Below are 19,216 nucleotides of genomic sequence, written 5' to 3' on the forward strand. Positions count from 1 at the left end.
GACCGCCGGTGCCTACGATCGGAAAGTCCCCGGACCAGGTGGCCAGCCCGGTCTCCTCCCCCCGGCGCGGAGGCACTTGCTCGTGCTGTCGGCACGTCGGCTGACGGCCGCGTACCTCGCACTCGTCGCGGTCGCCACCGCCGTCTACATGACGGTCCCCGCGGCCCGCACCCCCGTGTGGGCGGCCATCGGCGTCGCGGGCGCCGCGGCCGTCCTCACCGGCACCCGGCTGCACCGGCCCGCGCACGCCTGGCCCTGGTGGCTGCTGGCCGCCGGGCTGCTGACGTTCATCGCCGGAGACACGTACTACAACGTGCTGGAGGAGTACTTCGACGCCTCCAACCCGTTCCCGTCCCTCGCGGACGCCTGCTACCTCGCCACCTATCCGCTCTTCGCGGCCGGGCTGTACGGGCTGGTGCGGTGCCGCTGGTCCAGCCATGACCTGCCCGGCCTGCTGGACGCCGCGATCGTCACCGCGGGGCTCGCACTGCCGGTGTGGGTGTACCTGGTGCAACCGCTGTCGGTGGTGGCCGGGCTGACCTGGCAGCAGCGCGCCATCAGCATCGCCTACCCGCTCGGCGACGTCCTGGTGCTGGCGCTGCTCGCCCGGCTGCTGACGCCGAGCGGGCTGCCCGGGTCCAACCGTTCGGTGCGGCTGCTGGTGACCGGCACGGCGACGCTGCTCGGCTTCGACATCGCCTACGGCATCCTCCAGATGAACTCCCTGTGGCAGGCGGGCACACTGCTGGACGCCGGGTGGATCGTCTTCTACACGGCGTGGGGCCTGGCCGCCCTGCACCCGTCCATGGTGCAGCTCACCGCCGCCGCGCCACGGCGGCACTCGCTGCTGCCCCGGCCCCGGCGGCTGGTGGTGCTCGCCGTGGTCACCTGCATCGCACCCGCGATCCTGCTGTACGAGGGTCTCACCGGGTCCGCCGCCCATGACGCCGCCGTGATCGCCGCGTTCTCCGGGGTGCTGTTCCTGCTGGTCATCCTGCGGCTCGCAAGCATGGTCGTGGCCCACCGCGGGGCGGTCGCCCGGGAGTACGCGCTGCGCACGGCCGCCGCCTCGCTGGTCGCCGCCGTCCGGCACCAGGAGGTCACCCGCGCCTGCGAGTCGACGGTGGCCCGGCTGCTCGGCCCCGCCGTGCCGCACCGCACCCTGCTGCTGTCCGCCGAGCGCGCCGCCGGGCTGCCCACGCGGCATCCGGGCCTGCTGGACGCGGCCCGGCTCGGCCCGGACCTCGCCTCCGAGCTGGGCGGTCCCGAGCGCGTCGCCGTCTGCCCGATGACCCGGCCCGACCGACCGGCCAGCCAGGTCCCCGGGGTGCTGCTGGTCGCCGGTCCGGAGCGGGCCCTCGCCGAGACGCTGCCCTCGCTGGAGATCCTCACCTCGCACGCCGGACTGGCCAGGGAGCGCGTCACCCTGCGCAAGGAGGTCATCCGCCGGGAGAGCGAGGCGTACTTCCGCACCCTGGTCCGCAACGCCTCCGACGTCATCCTCATCGTCGAGGACGACGACACCATCCGGTACGCCAGCCCGTCCGCGGCCTCCGTGTTCGGCACCGCGGACCTCGTCGGCGCGGCCCTGCCGGAGCTGCTCGACCTCCGCGACCGGCGGCGCGCGGCCCGGCAGTTGGCGGCGGTCCGGGAGGGCGGGCCGGGCTCCGGCCACGACCACTGGTGGGTGCGGCGCGGCGACGGCCGGGTGGAGGTGGAGGCGCGGTGCAGCGACTTCCGGGCCGAGCGGACCGTCGCCGGTCTCGTGGTGACCCTGCGGGACGTGACCGAACAGCGGCGCCTGGAGCACGAGCTGACCCAGCGGGCCTTCCACGACGCGCTGACCGGGCTGCCCAACCGCACCCTGCTCCTGGAGCGGATCCAGCGCGCCCTGCTGCGCGGGCGCCGCGAGGCGTCGCTGACCTGTCTGCTCTTCATCGACCTGGACGACTTCAAACTCGTCAACGACACGGTCGGCCACTCCGTCGGAGACCGGCTGCTGGTGGCCGTGGGCGACCGGCTCCGCGAGACGCTGCGCCGCACGGACACCGCCGCCCGGCTCGGCGGCGACGAGTTCGCGGTACTGCTGGAGGACGCCCGCGAGCCGCTGGACGCCGAACTGCTCGCCGCGCAGGTGGTGCGGATGCTCAGCCGCCCCTTCGTGCTGGCCGAGGAGACGGTGACGGTCTCCGCGAGCGTCGGGGTGGCCACCGCCCGCGACAGCGCCGACGCCGAGGAACTGCTCAGCCACGCCGACCTCGCGCTGTACGCGGCGAAGACGGCGGGCAAGCGGCAGTGGCGGCGCTTCCAGCCGCGCCTGCGCACCCGCGTGGTCGAGCGGCACGACCTGCAGAACAGGCTGGCCCGCGCGGTCGCCGGGCAGGAACTCGCGCTGCGCTACCAGCCGGTCGTGGACTTCACCGCCGGTGAGGTCGTCGGCTTCGAGGCGCTGGTGCGCTGGCCGGGCGCCCCACACCATCCGGTCAGCCCCGAGCAGTTCATCTCGCTGGCCGAGGAGACCGGGCAGATCACCCCGCTGGGCTCCTGGGTGCTCCAGCACGCCGCGCACGACATCGCCGGGCTCCAGCGGCTGCGCAGGCACCGCGGACCGCCGTACGTCAGCGTCAACGTCTCCGCGCGGCAGTTCCGGGACAGCGGCTTCCTCGACGAGGTCGACCGGGCGCTGCGCACCCCGGGCCTGGCGCCGGGCACGCTCCAGTTGGAGCTGACCGAGACGGTGCTGCTGCGCCATGACGCGCAGGTCCAGTCGGTGCTGCACGCCCTGAAGGAGCGCGGGGTGCGGATCGCCGTCGACGACTTCGGCACCGGCTTCTCCTCGCTGCGCTACCTGCGGGACTTCCCGCTCGACGTACTGAAGATCGACAAGAGCTTCATCGACGACCTCACCCGCGACGCGCGGCAGATGGCGCTGGTCGAGGGCATCGTGCGGATCGCGGACACCCTGGGACTCGAGGTGATCGCCGAGGGCGTCGAGGAGACCGGGCAGCGGGACCTCCTCGCGGGCATGGGCTGCCGGTTCGGGCAGGGCTACCTGTTCGCGCGGCCGATGACGGTGGCGCACGGCGAGCGGGTGCTGCGCCGCCCGTCCGGCACCCCGGCGGCCGTCCACCGCGAGGTGCGGCGCACGCCCTCCCCCGTGCCGCCCCGGGAGCGCGGCCGGGACCTGGAGCGGCTGCGCCGGTCCAGCCCGATGAGCGACGCGGTCCTGGACGAGGTGCGCGGACGGCACGTGCGCAGCGGCGACCACTGGCTGGTCGACTACGCCTCCTGCAACTACCTCGGCTTCGACTGGGACCCGGAGATCATCGCCGCGGTGGAGCCCGCCGTCCGCCGCTGGGGCACCCACCCGAGCTGGTCGCGGCTGCTGGGCAGCCCCCGGCTCTACCCGGAGCTGGAGGAGCGCCTCGCCGCGCTGCTCGGCGCCGAGGACACCCTGCTGCTGCCGACGATCACCCTGGTGCACGCCTCGGTGATCCCGGTCCTCGCGGGCCAGGGCCAGGTCTTCGTGGAGGCGACCGCGCACAAGACGGTGTACGACGGCTGCGTCGCCGCCCGCGGCCAGGGCGCCACCCTGCGCCGCTTCCGCGCCGGGCGGCCCGCCGAACTGGACGCGGCGCTCGCCTCGGCCCCGACCGTCGGACCGCGGCTGGTCTGCCTGGACGGCGTGGACAGCATGAGCGGCAACGTCCCCGACCTGCCCACGCTGGCGGCGGTGTGCCGACGCCGGGGCGCCACGCTGTACGTCGACGACGCGCACGGCTTCGGCGTGCTCGGGCAGCGCGGCCCGGGCGAGCCGTGCCCGTACGGTTCGCGCGGCAACTCCGTGGTGCGGCACACCGGGGAGTCGTACGACGGGATCGTGCTGGTCGGCGGGTTCTCCAAGGCGTACTCGTCGCTGCTGGCGTTCCTGGCGCCGCCGACCGCGCTGAAGAACCGGCTGAAGACGTCCGCCGGGCCCTATCTGTACTCGGGGCCGTCGCCCACCGCGTCCCTGGCGACGGCGCGGGCCGGTCTCGACGTCAACGACCGCCGCGGGGACGCGTTGCGGGCCGACCTGTACCGCAAGACGGTCCGGGTCCTCGACCAGCTCGACGCGCTGGGCGTGGCCACCGTCAACCGGGACCGGCTGCCGATCATCGAGGTCCCGCTGGCCGACCCCGCCGACCTGGACGCGGTGGCCGCGTTCCTGTGGCGGGAGGGCGTCTATGTGACGCTGGCCCCCTACCCCCTCGTACCGCGGGACCGGGTGGGGTTCCGCTTGCAGATCACGGCGCTCAACTCCGACGACGACATCGACCGGCTCAACGCCACACTGACCGGGCTCGCGACCCGCTTCCCCCTGCGCCGCAAGCGGTCACCCCTCCCGGCGCACCCGGGAAGGTGAGCCGCTGATGCCGACGCGCAACGACGACCCGAACGGAACGGGGCTCGGTGCAACACCACCCTCGCCGGGCTCGCCGCGCGCTTCCCGCCGTGGCGAGAGCGGTCAGCCCTCCCCGGTCGGCCAGGGAGGCGCGGCGGAGGCGCCGACGCCCAACGACGGCCCGAACGGGACGGGGCCCGGCGCAACACCACCCTCGCCGGGCTCGCCGCGCGCTTCCCGCCGTGGCAGGAGCGGTCGGCCCTCCCCGGTCGGCCAGGGAGGCGCGGCGGGGGCGCCGACGCCCAACGACGACCCGGACGGAACGGGGCCCAGCGCAAGACCACCCTCGCCGGGCTCGCCGCGCGCTTCCCGCCGCGGTGGGAGCGGTCGGCCCTCCCCGGTCGGTCGGGGAGGTGCGGCTGCGGTGCCGACGCGTAACGACGACGTGGACTGGGATCGCTGGCCGATCGCGGACTACCTCGCCGAGAACTACCGTGCGGTGCACCCCGCCGACGCGGCGGTCATCGCCCACCACGCGGGGTTCTACCGCGGCCTTCCGGCCGACGGTCTCGCGCGGGGCGTGGAGTTCGGCGCGGGACCCAACCTGTACCCGCTGGTCTGCGCCTCGGCGGTGTGCCGCCGACTCGACGCGGTGGAGGCCGGGTCCGGCAACGTGGCCTATCTGCGGCGGCAGATCGACCACGGGCCGGACCCGAGCTGGCTGCCGTTCCACGCGCTGGCCCGGCGCCTCGACCCGCGGGTGCCCGCGACGCTGGCGCGGGCCCTTGCCCGGGTGGACGTCGTCCACGCCGACGTGCGGGAGCTGCCCGCGGGCGGCTACGACCTGGCGTCCATGCACTTCGTCGCCGAGGGCGCCACGGAGGACCGCGCCGAGTTCGCCGCGTTCTGCCGCCTGTTCGCCCGCTGTGTGGCGCCGGGCGGGTACCTGGTCGCCGCGTTCATGGAGAACATGCCGACCTACCGGATCGGCCCCGCGTCCCGCTGGCCGGGCTGCCCGGTGGACGCGGGGACCGTGCGGGCGGTGTTCGCGCCGCTGACCCGGGACCTCGCGGTCACCCGGATCGACGCCGACCCGACCCTGCCGGACTACGGCGACACCGGCATGGTGCTGCTGACCGGGCGCGCTGCCCCACCGCCCCGGCCCCGGTGAGGCCCGCGCCACCGGGTCAGCGCGGCGCGCGCGCCCGGGACCGGCGTACCAGCGCCGCCCCGCCCAGCACCAGCACCGTACCGGCGAGGGCCGCGGGCAGGGTGCCGTCGGCGCCGGTGTCGGCGAGGGCGGCGTCGGCGGCGGGCGGCGGCGGGCTGGCGGTGTGCGCCGCCGGGGGCGGCACCGGGCGGGTGCGCGGCGGCTCGGCGGGGTGCGGACGCGTGGGCCGCTCGGGGCGGGTGGGCTGCTTCGGCGGGGGCTGGGAGGTGTTCTCCGCGGTGTTGCCGAACGCCGGGTTGCCGACGCCGACCACGCTCACGGTGTTGCCACTGACGTTCACCGGGAGGTGGACCGGCAGGTGGACGCCGTTGCCGGAGACCAGCCCCGGCGCGTCCTCCTCGTGCCCGTGGGCGGACGCCCCGGCGGACGGGTGGTGCGCGGCATTTCCCCCGGCACCTCCCTCGGCGCCGCCCCCCGCGCCGCCCCCCGCGCCACCCCCGGCGGCTCCTCCGCCGCCTCGCTCCGCGCCGCCCTCGTTGGCGCAGCGGTTGCCCGCGGCGGGGTTGAGCAGCCCCACCACGTTCACGGTGTTCCCGCACACGTTCACCGGCACGTGCACCGGGAGTTGGACGGTGTTGCCGGAGACCACCCCGGGCGAGCCCACGGCGGCTCCGTCCGCCGCGGAGTCGGCGTACGCCGGGAATGCCACGGCCATCGCGCCGGATGCGGCGGCGACGGCGATCACACCGTTTCGGGTAACCCGTCTCATGGGATCCCTGCCTTCCAGACCTGGGACACGGGCGGTCGCCCGTACCGGAAAGAACGCGGCTAAACCATCAGAGTTATGGCTTATCGGCCTTTCACCCCATCGAGTGGCACGGTTATCGAACCAACAGCAAAAGCCGCCGAACGGGACATGAACGGCGGAGCGCCCCGCGGCTGCCGGGCCCGCTCGTCCGGAGGCGTGCCTTCCGGGGGGCCCTTATGGTGAGCGAGGGCCCCGCCCGCGTCCCTGGAGGCACCACATGCATCGCTCGACGCGCACCGCGCTGCGGCGCGGCCCGCTGATACCGGCGCTCGCCCTCGCCCTGCTGGGCGCGGCGGTACCGACGGCGGCCGAGGACGACGACGGGGCGGACCTGTCCCGGTTCTACCGCCAGCGGGTCAAGTGGTCCGCGTGCGAAGGCCCGGAGGCGCCGAAGGACCTCCAGTGCGGCAAGGTCACCGTCCCCCTCGACTACGCCAGGCCCGGCGCCGGAACCCTCCGGCTCGCCCTCGCCCGCTACCGCGCCACCGGCGACCGGCGCGGCTCGGTGGTGCTGAACTTCGGCGGCCCCGGCGGTTCGGGCGTCGCCGGACTCGCCGCGGACGGCGCGGACTTCATGGAGCTGACCGACGGCTACGACGTGGTCAGCTTCGACCCGCGCGGCATCGGCAGGTCCTCCCCGGTGAGCTGCGGCGACGGCTTCCTCGACACGGAAGCCCCCGATGACTCGGACGACGCGGACGCCCCGGACGACACCGACGACATGCTGCGCGACCCCCTCGCCGCGCTGCGGGAGTTGCGCTCGACCGCCGCCCAGTGCGCCCGGCACTCCGGCCCCGTCCTGCGGCACATGGGCACGGTCGACGTCGCCCAGGACCTCGACGTCATCCGCCAGGCGCTCGGCGACGACAAGCTCAACTACCTGGGCTTCTCCTACGGGACCCGGCTCGGCGCGGTGTACGCGGCCCGGTTCCCCGACCGGGTGGGCCGGTTGGCGCTGGACGGCGTGGACACCCTGACCGAGCCGCTCGCCGAGCAGGGCGTCGCGGGCGCCGAGGGACAGCACCGGGCGCTGCGGGACTTCGTCGACTGGTGCGCGCGGGACATCGGTTGCCCGTTCGGGCAGGATCCGCGGGCGGGCCGCGAGGAGGTCGTCCGGCTGGTCCGCTCCCTCGACGAGGACCCGGTGCCGACCGCCTTCGGCGGCACGTTCTCCGGCCAGGACCTGGTCGGCGCCATCGGACAGGCGCTCTACAGCAAGGACCTGTGGCCCACGCTCCAGCGGGCGCTGGCCCTGCTGGTGGAGGACGGCGACACCCGTGGCGTGGAGGCGTTCACCACCGGCGGCTTCGCGCTGCCGGTGCGGATCGGCCCCCGGCCGGGGCGGGACGGCGGGCTCGCCGACGAGGAGGACGTCCCGCTGGACAACCTCCCGGCCGCGCTGATGGCGGTGAACTGCGCCGACGACCCCGACCGCCCCACCGCCGGGCAGATCACCCGCGAGCTGCGCAGACTGCGCGCCCGGTACGAGCGGGCGTCACCGGTGTTCGGCCGGTACCGGCTCACCCAGGTGCTGATGTGCTACGGCCGCCCCAAGGGCACCCCCTTCATCCGCGAGCGGGTCCGGGACGTCGACGCGCCGAAGATGCTGCTGGTCGGCACCCGCGGCGACCCCGCGACGCCGTACCGGTGGACCGAGCAGACCGCGAAACGGCTCGGCCCCTCGGCGGTGGTGCTCGACAACCGGGGCGAGGGGCACACCGGCTACGGCTCCTCCGCGTGCGTGCACCGCAAGGTCGACGACTTCCTGCTGTACGGCACCCTGCCGCCCGACGGCAGTTCCTGCGGCGCCGAGGACGACGACTGAACGGCCCGGCGCCCGCCTCCGCCCGCGGCGGGCCGCCCCACGTGCCCCGCCGCCACATCGGACCTATGGTGCTGTCATGGAGCACGCACTCAGTCCCGCGACCCTCGCCGAGCTGCGCCGCCCGCGCCCCTACCCCGCGGTGTCCGTGCTGACCCCGACGCACCGGCGCGAGCCGGACAACCACCAGGACGCGGTCCGGCTGCGCAACGTCGTCGCCGAGGCCAAACGGCAGTTGGAACAGGACCCGGCGGTCACCCGGGAGCGCCGCACCGACGTCGAGGAGCACCTCGACCGGGCGCTCGCCGAGGTCGACCTCGCCCACGCCGAGGACGGTCTGGTGATCTTCGCCGCGCCCGGTGAGCACCAGGTGTGGTCCCTGGCCCGCCCGGTGCCGGAGCGGGTGGTGCTCTCGGACACCTTCCTGACCCGCAACCTCGTCTCCGCGCACGCCTCCGAACGGCCGTTCTGGGTCATGTCGGTCGCCTCCGACCGGGTCACCCTGTGGAGCGGCGGCGTGGACCGGGTGACCGAGGAGCACACCGGCGGCTTCCCGATGACCCGGGACACCCGGAACTTCGACCCCGAGCGCCAGGAGCGGATCGGCGACACGCCGAGCGCGTTCCGCGACGAGGACACCAAGCACTTCCTGCGCGACGCGGACACCGCGATGGCCGCCGTCCTGCGCCAGGACCCCCGGCCGCTGTTCGTCACCGGCGAGCAGGCGGCGCTGTCGCTGCTCGACGAGATCGGCGGCGCCACCCGGCACGCCGCCCAGGTGCGGCACGGCGGGCTGGCGCACGGCAGCCACGAGGCGGTGTGGAAGGCGGTCCGGCCGCTGCTTGAGGCGGAGGCCCGGCTCAGCGCCGACACGGTGGCCGAGGAACTCGTCAGGGCGCGGGGCCGCAAGGAGTTCGCGGCCGGTCTCGACGAGGTCTGGCAGAACGCCCTCCAGGCGCGGGTGCGGCTGCTCGCCGTCGAGGAGAACTACCGCGCGACGGTACGCGACGACGGCGGCCATCTGGTCCCGGCCGACAGCGGTGACCTCGACGCCCGCGTGGACATCGTGGACGAGATCGTCGAGCAGTGCCTGGAGACCGGCGCCGACGTCCGCTTCGTACCGGACGGCATGTTGGACGACGCCGACCGCATCGCCGGGGTGCTGCGCTACTGACGGGGCCCGCCCCCGTGTGCCTACGCTGTCCCGGGACGACCGGCGACGAGGGAGTGCGCACGTGGGTGATGTGGTGGGCGTTGCGGTGCTGGGTGCCGGGCACATGGGTGCCGACCACATACGGCGCCTGGACCGGGTGGTGAGCGGCGCGCGGGTCGCCGCCGTGGCCGATCCGGACGCCGAGCGGGCCAAGGAGGCGGTGGCCGGGATCGAGGGCGTGTCGGTGCACACCGAGGTGGCCGCCGCGCTGGACGCGCCGGGGGTGGGCGCCGTCCTGGTCGCCTCGCCCGGCCCGGCGCACGAGGAGGCGCTGCTCGCGGCGTTCGCGCGGGGGCTGCCGGTGCTGTGCGAGAAGCCGATGGTGCCGGACGCGGCGGGGGCGCTGCGGGTGGTGGAGGCGGAGGCGCGGCTCGGCCGCCGACTGGCCCAGATCGGGTTCATGCGCCGCTACGACGCCGAGTACCGCAAGCTGAAGGCGCTGCTGGACAGCGGCCGTCTGGGGCGGGTGCTGATGCTGCACTGCGTGCACCGCAACGTCTCCTCGCCGCCCGGCTTCACCTCCGCGATGCTGGTCGACAGCTCGGTGGCGCACGAGATCGACGCGGTCCGCTGGCTGCTCGGCCAGGAGCTGACCGCGGTGACGGTGCTGCGGCCCCGGCCGTCCTCGGGCGCCCCGGACGGGCTGCTCGACCCGCAGTTCGTGCTCCTGGAGACGGCGGCGGGCGCCCTGGTCGACGTGGAGGTCTTCGTCAACTGCGGCTTCGGCTACCAGGTGCGCTGCGAGGCGGTCTGCGAGGCGGGCAGCGCCCGGATCGGCGCGGAGCACACCATGCTCGTCACGGCGGACGGCGGCGCGCGCGAGGAGGTGCCGCAGGACTACCTGGTGCGGTTCGCGGACGCCTACGACCGTGAGGTGCGGGCGTGGGTGGACGCCGTGCGGCAGGGCCGCGTCACCGGCCCCAGCGCCTGGGACGGCTACGCGGCCTCCGTGGTCGCCGAGGCGGGCGTCCGCGCCCAGGAGACGGGCACCCGGACCACCGTCGAACTGGCGCCCCGCCCGGGGCTCTACTACACCCCTGACAACCCGTAGAACAAAGGGCCGTCGAACACCCGGATGGGTGCTTTGAGGGTCTTCCGACGATCCGTCAAGTCCCGTACTACACAAGGAATTTGAGCGATGCGGCGGAGCGCTCCCGGGATGTGTCACGACCGCCCCGGGAGGACTGTGGCATATGCCAGAAGCACCACCGGATCGTGTGTTGCCAAATCCCTTACAGGGCGTCGCGGGCTGTGCGACAGTCGTTAACGGTCCCTTCGTCCGCCTTGGCCGTACCGTCCCTCATCGGAGTGCGTCATGCCGTCCCACCTCTCCGCGGACCGCCCCGCCGCCCAGCCGCCCGGACGCGGCCCGGTGGACGCGCTGATCACGCAGACGCGGCGGCTCAAGGGCGAGGTGGACGCCGTACGGAGGGACACCCAGGGCGACGGCACGGACCCGCGGGACCGCTGGCAGCGCGCCCTGTGCGAGCTGGCGCTGCACCAGCTCAACGACCTCGACGAACACCTGGCCCAGCTCAGGGACGGCCCCCCGCCCGCGCCGCCCGCCCCGCGCGACGGCTCTCTGCTCAGCCGGGTCGGCAGCGCGGAGTGGCACCTGCTCACCGACCAGGCCGACTGGTCCGCCGAGCTGTACGACATCCTCGGCCGCGACCCCCACTCGGCCCCGCTCACCCTCGACGAACTGCCCTCGCTGGTACTGGCCGAGGACCGGCCCAAGCTGACCACGATGGTCACCGACTGCCTCGTCGACGCCCGGCGCATCGACGGCGAGTTCCGGATCGTCCGGCCCGACGGCGCGGTCCGCACCGTGCACATGATGGGCGAACCCGTGCTCGGCACCGACGGCGGCACCATCTCCATGTGGGCGGTGCTGCGGGACGTGAGCGAACTGCGGCGCAGCCAGCGCGTGGTGAGCGAGACCCGTGACTCGCTCCGGCGCCACCGGCAAGACACGCAGACCGAGCACCGGATCGCGGTCGAGTTGCAGGAGGCCGTGCTGCCCACGTGGCACGGCTCCCTGCGGCTCCCGCACCAGGGCCCCCCGCACCTGGAGCTGGCGGCCCGCTACCTGCCCGCCGCGAGCGGCGCGCTGATCGGCGGCGACTGGTACGACGCGCTCGAACTGCCCGACGGTGACACGTTACTGAGCGTCGGCGACCTCACCGGGCACGGCGTCGCCGTCACCTCCGGCATGGCGATGCTGCTGGGCGCCGTACGCGGGATGGCGATGGCGGGCACCGAGCCGGGCGCGCTGCTCGGCGGGCTCAACCAGCTCCTCGACACCACCGTGCAGCCCGCCCTCGGCAGCGCCGTCTGCTGCCGCTACCGGCCCGGCACCCGCACCCTGGTGTGGGCGCAGGCCGGACACCCCGCCCCGCTGCTGTTCCGCGACGGGACGGGGCGCCGACTGGGCGCACCACCGGGCGTCCTGCTCGGCGCCACCTCCGGAGCCGAGTACGGCCAGGCCGAAGTCACCCTCGACGTGGGCGACCTGCTCCTGCTGCACACCGACGGACTGGTGCCGGGGCACGGCGCGGCGACGGCGGCCGACCGCCTCCTCGACCTGGCCCCACGGCTCAGCGCGGCGCCCACCGCGCAGGACTGCGTGGCGACGGTCGTGACGGAGTTCGGAGCCACCGAACGCGAGGACGACGCCTGTGTGCTCGCCGTCAGGGTGACCGGCTAGGGACACCCGCTCAGGACACCGGGCAGGGACCCGCTCACGCGCCCGGTCTCACACCTGCGCGCCGCTGCCGCCCCTCTCGCGCGGCTTGGGCAGCGCCAGCCTGATCTCCTCGCGGAGCTGCTCGATCCTCGGGTACTCGGAGTACTGCGCGGTGAGGCGGTACATCTGCCGCAGCCGGTCCCAGGTGCGGCGCGAGGAGTTCGAGCCCATCGACATCAGGGCCAGCCGGGCGTAGCGGTCCGCCTGCTCGGGCTCGTCCGCGATGAAGCAGGCGGAGGCCATGGAGAGGTGGTCGAAGATCTTCGACCGCTCCCGCCCGTCGTTGCGCAGGGCGAGCGCCTTCTCCGCGTAGTGCTGGGCGTGGACGGCGGCGCCCGGGTCGAACTCCGCCAGCGTGCGGTAGGACAGGGCCTGCATTCCGTACAGGTCCGCCTCGTCGAACAGTTGCATCCAGTCCGGTGGTTCGACGTCCCCGCGGTCGGAGACGAAGAGGTCCTCCGCCTGCCCCAGGGTGCGCCGCATCGCCTGCCCCTTGCCCATAGACGCCTGCGCCCACGCCTCGATGGTGTGGAACATCGCCCGGGTGCGCGGCAGCACCTCCTCGCCGGAGCCGGACATGGCGAGCTTCATCAGGTCCATGGCGTCGTCGGGGCGGCCCAGGTGCACCATCTGGCGGGCCGCGCGGGAGAGCGCCTCCCCCGCCCGGGGCCGGTCGCCGCCCTCCCGCGCGGCATGGGCGGCGATCACGAAGTACTTCTGGGCCGTGGGCTCCAGGCCGACGTCGTGCGACATCCAGCCCGCGAGGACGGCGAGGTTGGCGGCGACGCCCCACAGGCGCCGCTGGAGATGGTCGGGGTGGTGGTAGGCGAGCATCCCGCCCACCTCGTTGAGCTGGCCCACGACCGCCTTGCGTTGGAGCCCGCCGCCGCGGGCGGCGTCCCAGGCGCGGAACACCTCCACCGAGCGCTCCAGTTCCTCGATCTCCTGCGACCCGATGGGGGCGGCCTCATAGCGGTCGAACCCAGCGGGGTCGGCGTGCAGGGGGTCGTCGAGACGGGGAGCGTCGGCAGCCAGCGAGGGGTCGGTGCGCAGCCAGTCGTGCATGGCGCTGCTGAGTGCGGATCCCGCGGCGAGCACGGCACCCGCGCCCACCAAGCCGCGTCGATTGAGCATGAGGTCCATTCCCGTGAATTCGGTGAGGACCGCGGCGGTCCGCTCGGGCGCCCACGGCACACCGTCGGGATGCTCCACGCTCCCGCCGCCCTGCCGTTTCCCCGCGCGCCCGTGCCGAACCAGACCGAGGTCCTCAATGGTCACGACACGGCCGAGACGCTCGGTGAACAGGGCCGCCAGCACCCGCGGCACGGGATCGCGCGGGATCTCTCCCATGTCGATCCACCGCCGCACCCGCGAGGTGTCGGTCGCCAGTTGGGGGTGGCCCATGGCCGCCGCCTGCCGGTTGACCAGCCTCGCCAGCTCTCCCTTGGACCAACCGGCCAGGCCGAACAGGTCCGCAAGGCGGGTGTTGGGTTGTCCGCTCACGTCAAGCCCCCAGGTTCTCGGCTGGAGTTGACAGTAGCCGCGCAACAGTTGCCTAGCGACTATTCGCCAGGGTTCGCCAGGGTGCGCCAGATGGTGTGCCACCGGGCATCGGGTGTCAGGTAGGAAAGCGCCACCCCGACCCGGTCGCCGAGGGGCATTCCCCAGGGTGCGCCACGGCGGCCGGGGCGGGTGACGCACTGACTTACGGCAGGCACCGCAGGCACACGAAGGGATCTGTATCGCCCATGTACGCAGCATCGTCCTCCGTGTCCGCCCCGCCCCGGTCGCTGCGCCCGCGCCCCCCGGCTCCCGCCACCCCGCGGACGGGGGAGGCTCCCCTGACGGGCGGCGGCCCCTATCTCGCCCCGGCGCGACCCGCGGCCCCCGCGCTGGGCCGGGCGCGGCGCGGCGCGGCGCCGGGCGCGCAGCCGCTCAGCGGGCGGCTCGACCTGTCCGGCCCACAGGGCGCCCAACTGCGTACGGCGATCGCCTCGGTGCACCGGATCTGCCCGGAGTTCTCCCCGGTGCAGGTGCTGCGCCGCAGCGGCCGGTCCGTGCTGCTGGTGGGCACCACCGGGCGGAGCACGGCCGTCGCCAAGTGCTTACTGGACCAGTCGCCGGTCTGGGCGGAGCGGCTCCGGCACGAGATAGCTGCGTACCGCTCGTTCGTCCGGCACCGCCCGCCCGTGCGGGTGCCCCGGCTGATCGCGGCGGACCCGGACAACTGCACCCTGGTGATCGAGCGGATGCCGGGCCGGGTGGCGGCGCTGCACCGGCATCCGGCCGAGGCGCCGCCGCGCGCCGACGTCCGGGCGGTACTGGGCGCGATCTGCCGGGTGAACTCCTGGCGGCCCCCGGCGGGCACCTTCGACGCCCCGCTGGAGTACGCGGCCCGGATCGCCCGCTACCACGAACTGGGCCTGCTCACCGACCGTGACCTGGGCGACCTGCAGAAGCTGCTGCACGGCATCGCGCAGACGGCGGGGCGGCACGGCATGGGCCAGTTCTGCCACGGGGACGCGCTGCTGTCCAACATGCTGCTGTCCCCGGCCGGTCCGGTGCTGGTGGACTGGGAGCACGCGGGCTGGTACCTGCCGGGGTACGACCTGGCTACGCTCTGGGCGGTACTGGGCGACGCACCGGGGGCACGACGGCACATCAGCCATATCGCCCAGTCCGAGGGGCCTGCCTCCCGGGACGCTTTCCTGGTAAACCTGATGCTGGTACTGACCCGCGAAATCCGGACCTACGAGACGGCCGTGCAGCGATCGATGCACGACACGACCCCGGCGGCACCGGGAGTGGCCCCCCCGGGTGCTGCGCCGTCCGGCGAGGAACAGCGGCTGTTGCTCAGGCGGCTGCACGACGACTGCCAGCTAGCCCGACGAGCGGTACGGGCGGCGGTCGGGACTCGCTGAAGGGGATGACGGCCCGCGGTGCGCCTGGGACAGGGACGCACCGCGGGCCTCGTCGTTTTCCGTGCCCGGTCGGCGGCGGCCACTGGTCTACTCCAGTGACGCCCCGCAGGCCGTGGCGCCCCCACCGCGAAACTCCTGGTGACCCGCGCTGACATGGGAAATCGCGGGCGCATGGGCATGATTGACGGATCGTCGGAGACCGGGTACCACTGACACGCCCGGCCCCGCACGGCTCATCGCCCCCCAGCCCCACCAGGAGACCGCGTTGCGAGGATCCGTCCCCAAGCCCCTGACGAGAGCCGCCCAGGCCATGGCCTGCGGGGCGCTGCTGCTGCCCCTGCTGGCCGCCGCCCCCGCCCCCGACGCCGCGCGCCCGGCGCCGTCCGGGCTCCAGTCCGCGTTCGCCGCGGCGGCGGCCGAGTACCGGGTGCCGCAGAGCGTGCTGCTCGGCGTCTCCTACCTGCAGTCCCGCTGGGACGCGCACGCCGGGGCGCCGAGCGTGACGGGCGGCTACGGCCCGATGCACCTCACCGACGCCCGAACCGCGCTCGCCGGTGCCCCGCACCACGCCGAGGGCACGGAGGACCCGCGCGGCGACGACGCCCGCCCGGCGCTGCTGCCGGACGCGGAGCCGTCGCTGGACGGCGTGGCGCTGCCCGCGCGGCTGCGCACCCTGCCGAAGGCGGCCGAGCTGACCGGGCTCAGCGCGGCGGAGCTGCGCACCGACCCGGCGGCCAACGTGGCGGGCGGCGCGGCGCTGCTGGCCGCGGCCCAGCGGGAGCTGGGCGAGCCGCTGAGCGCGGACCCGGCGGACTGGTACGGGGCGGTGGCCCGGTTCTCCGGCGCCGACGACCAGGCGACCGCGGCGGCGTACGCCGACGACGTGTACGACGTCATCCGCGACGGCGCCCGCCGCGTCACGGACTCCGGCCAGCGGGTCACCCTGCCCGCGCGGCCCACCGTCGCCCCGGAGACCTCGCAGGTGCGGCGGGCGGGCCTGCGCACGGCCGCCGCCGAGGGCACCGAGTGCCCGGCGTCGGTGTCCTGCGAGTGGATCCCGGCGCCCTACGAGGAGTTCGGCGACGGCGACTACGGCAACCACGACCTGGGCGACCGCCCGGCGTCGCAGCGCATCCAGTACATCGTCGTCCATGACACCGAGGGCGCCTGGGAGGGCGTACTGAACCTGGTGCAGGACCCGACGTACGTCTCCTGGAACTACTCCCTGCGCTCCACGGACGGGCACATCGCCCAGCACGTCAAGGCGGAGGACGTCGCCTGGCACGCGGGGAACTGGTACGTCAACGCCAAGTCGATCGGCCTGGAGCACGAGGGCTTCCTGACCAACCCGGACGCCTGGTACACGGAGGCGATGTACCGGTCGTCGGCGCGGCTGGTGAAGTACCTGGCGAAGAAGTACGGCATCCCGCTGGACCGGCAGCACGTCCTCGGCCACGACACGGTGCCGGGACCGACCTCCGGCACGGTGCCCGGGATGCACACCGACCCGGGCCCGTACTGGGACTGGCGGCACTACTTCGAGCTGCTCGGCCGCCCGTTCGAGGCGACGGCGGGCCCGTCCGGCGGTCTGGTGACGATCCTGCCGGAGTACGCCGCCCACCAGCCGGAGTTCACCGGTTGCGTCACCCGGGGCGAGCCGTGCGCGGCGCACGGGTCGAGCGCCGTACGCCTGTACTCCGGGCCGGGCACGGACTACCCGCTGATCAAGGACATCGGGCTGCGCCCGGACGGCTCCGGCTCGACGACCGGCGTCAACGACATCGGCTCACGGGTCTCCACCGGCCAGCAGTACGCGGTCGCGGGGCGCGAGGGTGACTGGACGGCGATCTGGTTCCTCGGGCAGAAGGCGTGGTTCCACAACCCGGCCGCGCAGCCGGTGGCGGTCTCCGCGAAGGGCCTGGTCGTCACGCCGAAGGAGGGCCGCGACACGATCCCGGTCTACGGCCGCGCCTACCCGGAGGCGGGCGCGTACCCGGAGGGCGTGCCGGTGCAGTCGGTGTCGCCGCTGCCGTACCGGCTGCCCGCGGGCCAGCGGTACGTGGTCGGGGCGAAGGTGCCCGGCGAGTACTACTACGCGGTCACCTTCGACCCCGCCGGGCACCGGGTGGTGCGCGGGTCCGACCTGTACTACGAGATCCAGTACGGCCACCGGGTGGCGTTCGTCCGCGCCGCGGACGTGACGGCGGTGCCGTCCTGGTCGTAGCCGGGCCTCAGCCCTGCTGGAACAGCTCCGCCGGGAGCGGCTTCAGCAGGGCGTAGAGGTCGTCGGTGATGGGGCGGTCCCAGGCGGCGATGGTGACCAGGACGTTGTCGCTGCGGTCGAACTGGACGCAGGAGATCCGGCTCTCGGAGAGCTTCACCCGGCGCACGATGAGGAGGTTGTCGCCCTGCATCACCGGCACGTCCTCGGTGCCGACGACGGTGACCTCCTCGTCGTTCTCCAGCGCGATCAGCAGTTGGGCCACCTCGAAGGGGATCTCGTCGTCGGCGACCTCGCGGGCCGGGGAGCCCTCGGGGAGGTTGCCGATGATCATCGCGGGGCCGCGCCCGCCGAACAGGTCGTAGCGCAGGAAGACGCCCTGGCAGGTGCCGTCGGGGGCGGGCAGCAGCCCGGCGCCGAGGTTGCCGGGCCAGTCACCCGGGTCCATGGCCAGTACGTCGAAGTCGGGCCCGGCGGGCGTGGCGCTGCGGCGGCGGAGGAACGACATGCCGCCATGGTACGTGGCCGGGCGTGTCCCGCGTCACCTCACTCCTGGGGCGGGGATGGGGGCACCACGGCGACGGGGCTGGCGGCGTGCAGCAGCACGGCGTGGGTGACGCTGCCCATCATGCGGGCGGGGGCCAGCAGACGGCGGCGGTGGCGGCCGACGACGGTCAGCTCGGCGCCCGGGGAGGCCGCGACGAGTTGTCCGGCGGCGTCGCCGGGGGCGGCGACGGGCTCCACGGTCACCTCGGGGTGGCGGGCGCGGTGCGGGGCGAGGAAGCCGTCGGTGAGGGTGCGGGTCTCGTTCTCCACGGCGTCCTGGTCGACGCCGGTCGGGACCAGCTCGCCCGCCGCGCCCGCCCAGATCTGCACCGGCCAGGGGTAGGCGGCGACCACGTGCAGGCGGGCGTCGCGCAGCGCGGCCTCGGTGAAGGCGAAGTCGAGCAGGGCGTCGTCGGGGCTGTCGGTGTTGAGGCCGACGACCACCCGGGGGCCGGGCGCGACCGGCGGGGCGTCGGGGACCTCGCGGCCGGGCCGGGGCACGACGACGACCGGGCACTCGGCGTCCCGGGCGACGGTGAGGCTGCTGGAGCCGAGCAGCAGGCTGGTGAAGCCGCCGCGGCCCCGGGAGCCGAGGACCAGCAGCCCGGCGTCGGCGCCGAGTTCCGACAGCAGGGGCCCGGGGGCGCCCTCCAGGCCGACGTACTCCACGTCGGCCGGGTCGGTGCGGCCCGCCAGGTGGGCGCGGGCCTGCGCGAGGACCGGGTCGTCGGCCGGGTCGGGCAGCGCGGCGACCTCGCCGACCTGCGCCCACGGGGCGTACTGCCGCACGTGCGCCACCCGCAGCGGTGCCCCGCGTCCGCGGGCGGCGCCCAGCGCCCAGTCCAGGGCGCGCAGGCTGTCGTCCGAGCCGTCGACCGCCGCGATGACCGGCAGAGCGCTCATGGGTTCCTCACCTCCGGAGTGCGACCTTCCTCGGGCCAGCCTCGCTCAGGCCGGGCCCGCTCCCCCTGTGTCCGGGGTCGCGTGTCCGGAAATTCACGCCGTGGCGTGCTCAGGTGGGGTCGTCGAACTCAGGTGAGGTCGAACTCCCCTTCCCTGGCCCCCGAGACGAACGCGCCCCACTCCGCGGGCGTGAAGATCAGCGACGGGCTCTCCGGGCGGCCGCTGTTGCGCATGGCGATGAACCCCTCGACAAAGGCGATCTGGACATCCCCCAGGCCACGGCTGCTGGACTGCCACTGGGCGTTGGTCAGGTCCAGCTCCGGCTTGTCCCAGCCGGTGAACGGCTGCTGCTGGATGGTGCTCTCGGCCACGTCCGTGCTCCTCCCGAATCCGTCGTCCGCGGGCCAGCCTAGCGATCGGGTCCCACGGCGGACAGGCCACGTGAGGGGTGCCTTTCGTCAGTCCGGTGGACGGCTTCCCA

General features: G+C 74.5%; 13 protein-coding genes. 8 read left to right on the forward strand and 5 right to left on the reverse strand.

All coding sequences use genetic code 11. From position 1 onward, the window contains the following. The first annotated feature begins 82 nt into the window (after positions 1-82). Both ACFQZ6_RS02385 and ACFQZ6_RS02390 read left to right on the forward strand, forming a co-directional pair. Complete coding sequence (locus ACFQZ6_RS02385) at positions 83-4,405, forward strand: aminotransferase class I/II-fold pyridoxal phosphate-dependent enzyme (RefSeq protein WP_381604670.1); 4,323 nt, start codon at positions 83-85, stop codon at positions 4,403-4,405. 403 nt (positions 4,406-4,808) lie between these two features. Beyond that, the gene (locus tag ACFQZ6_RS02390) at positions 4,809-5,555 is read left to right on the forward strand and encodes a class I SAM-dependent methyltransferase (protein WP_381604671.1); all 747 of its coding nucleotides are present in this window, start codon (positions 4,809-4,811) and stop codon (positions 5,553-5,555) included. 16 nt (positions 5,556-5,571) lie between these two features. Here ACFQZ6_RS02390 and ACFQZ6_RS02395 read toward each other — a convergent pair whose 3' ends face one another. Next, positions 5,572-6,324, reverse strand: a complete 753-nt coding sequence (locus ACFQZ6_RS02395) for a chaplin (RefSeq protein ID WP_381604672.1) — start codon at positions 6,322-6,324, stop codon at positions 5,572-5,574. 256 nt (positions 6,325-6,580) lie between these two features. On the opposite strand from ACFQZ6_RS02395, the gene ACFQZ6_RS02400 reads away from it, so the two are divergent. The 4 genes from ACFQZ6_RS02400 to ACFQZ6_RS02415 all read left to right on the forward strand — a co-directional run bounded on the left by ACFQZ6_RS02400 (position 6,581) and on the right by ACFQZ6_RS02415 (position 12,105). Then, positions 6,581-8,188 carry an alpha/beta hydrolase gene (locus tag ACFQZ6_RS02400; RefSeq protein ID WP_381604673.1) on the forward strand — a complete coding sequence of 536 codons (1,608 nt, stop codon included), beginning with the start codon at positions 6,581-6,583 and terminating at the stop codon, positions 8,186-8,188. A gap of 76 nt (positions 8,189-8,264) precedes the next feature. Beyond that, the gene (locus ACFQZ6_RS02405; protein ID WP_381604674.1) at positions 8,265-9,359 is read left to right on the forward strand and encodes a baeRF3 domain-containing protein; all 1,095 of its coding nucleotides are present in this window, start codon (positions 8,265-8,267) and stop codon (positions 9,357-9,359) included. Positions 9,360-9,420: 61 nt separating this feature from the next. Further along, positions 9,421-10,449, forward strand: a complete 1,029-nt coding sequence (locus tag ACFQZ6_RS02410; RefSeq protein WP_381604675.1) for a Gfo/Idh/MocA family protein — start codon at positions 9,421-9,423, stop codon at positions 10,447-10,449. Between the two features lie 264 nt (positions 10,450-10,713). Further along, a complete protein-coding gene (locus ACFQZ6_RS02415) occupies positions 10,714-12,105 on the forward strand; it encodes a PP2C family protein-serine/threonine phosphatase (RefSeq protein WP_381604676.1) in 1,392 nt (463 codons plus the stop codon). Between the two features lie 48 nt (positions 12,106-12,153). Here ACFQZ6_RS02415 and ACFQZ6_RS02420 read toward each other — a convergent pair whose 3' ends face one another. Further along, positions 12,154-13,647 (reverse strand): DNA-binding protein NsdB, encoded by a 1,494-nt coding sequence (locus ACFQZ6_RS02420; RefSeq protein WP_381604677.1) that lies wholly within the window; start codon positions 13,645-13,647, stop codon positions 12,154-12,156. Positions 13,648-13,892: 245 nt separating this feature from the next. On the opposite strand from ACFQZ6_RS02420, the gene ACFQZ6_RS02425 reads away from it, so the two are divergent. Further along, on the forward strand, positions 13,893-15,065 hold the full coding sequence (locus tag ACFQZ6_RS02425) for an aminoglycoside phosphotransferase family protein (RefSeq protein WP_381604678.1): 1,173 nt from the start codon (positions 13,893-13,895) through the stop codon (positions 15,063-15,065). Positions 15,066-15,375: 310 nt separating this feature from the next. Continuing rightward, positions 15,376-17,289: an N-acetylmuramoyl-L-alanine amidase gene (locus ACFQZ6_RS02430; RefSeq protein WP_381618004.1), complete on the forward strand. Its 1,914-nt coding sequence runs from the start codon at positions 15,376-15,378 to the stop codon at positions 17,287-17,289. A gap of 7 nt (positions 17,290-17,296) precedes the next feature. On the opposite strand, the gene ACFQZ6_RS02435 is transcribed toward ACFQZ6_RS02430, so the two are convergent. From ACFQZ6_RS02435 to ACFQZ6_RS02445, 3 genes are all read right to left on the reverse strand, one after another. Continuing rightward, a complete protein-coding gene (locus tag ACFQZ6_RS02435; RefSeq protein ID WP_381604679.1) occupies positions 17,297-17,794 on the reverse strand; it encodes a hypothetical protein in 498 nt (165 codons plus the stop codon). 38 nt (positions 17,795-17,832) lie between these two features. Beyond that, complete coding sequence (locus ACFQZ6_RS02440) at positions 17,833-18,735, reverse strand: universal stress protein (RefSeq protein ID WP_381604680.1); 903 nt, start codon at positions 18,733-18,735, stop codon at positions 17,833-17,835. 128 nt (positions 18,736-18,863) lie between these two features. Beyond that, positions 18,864-19,106 (reverse strand): DUF397 domain-containing protein, encoded by a 243-nt coding sequence (locus tag ACFQZ6_RS02445; RefSeq protein ID WP_360223179.1) that lies wholly within the window; start codon positions 19,104-19,106, stop codon positions 18,864-18,866. Positions 19,107-19,216 lie beyond the last annotated feature (110 nt).

This window comes from Streptomyces flavalbus, from assembly GCF_042674625.1.
Lineage (GTDB): Bacteria > Actinomycetota > Actinomycetes > Streptomycetales > Streptomycetaceae > Streptomyces > Streptomyces flavalbus.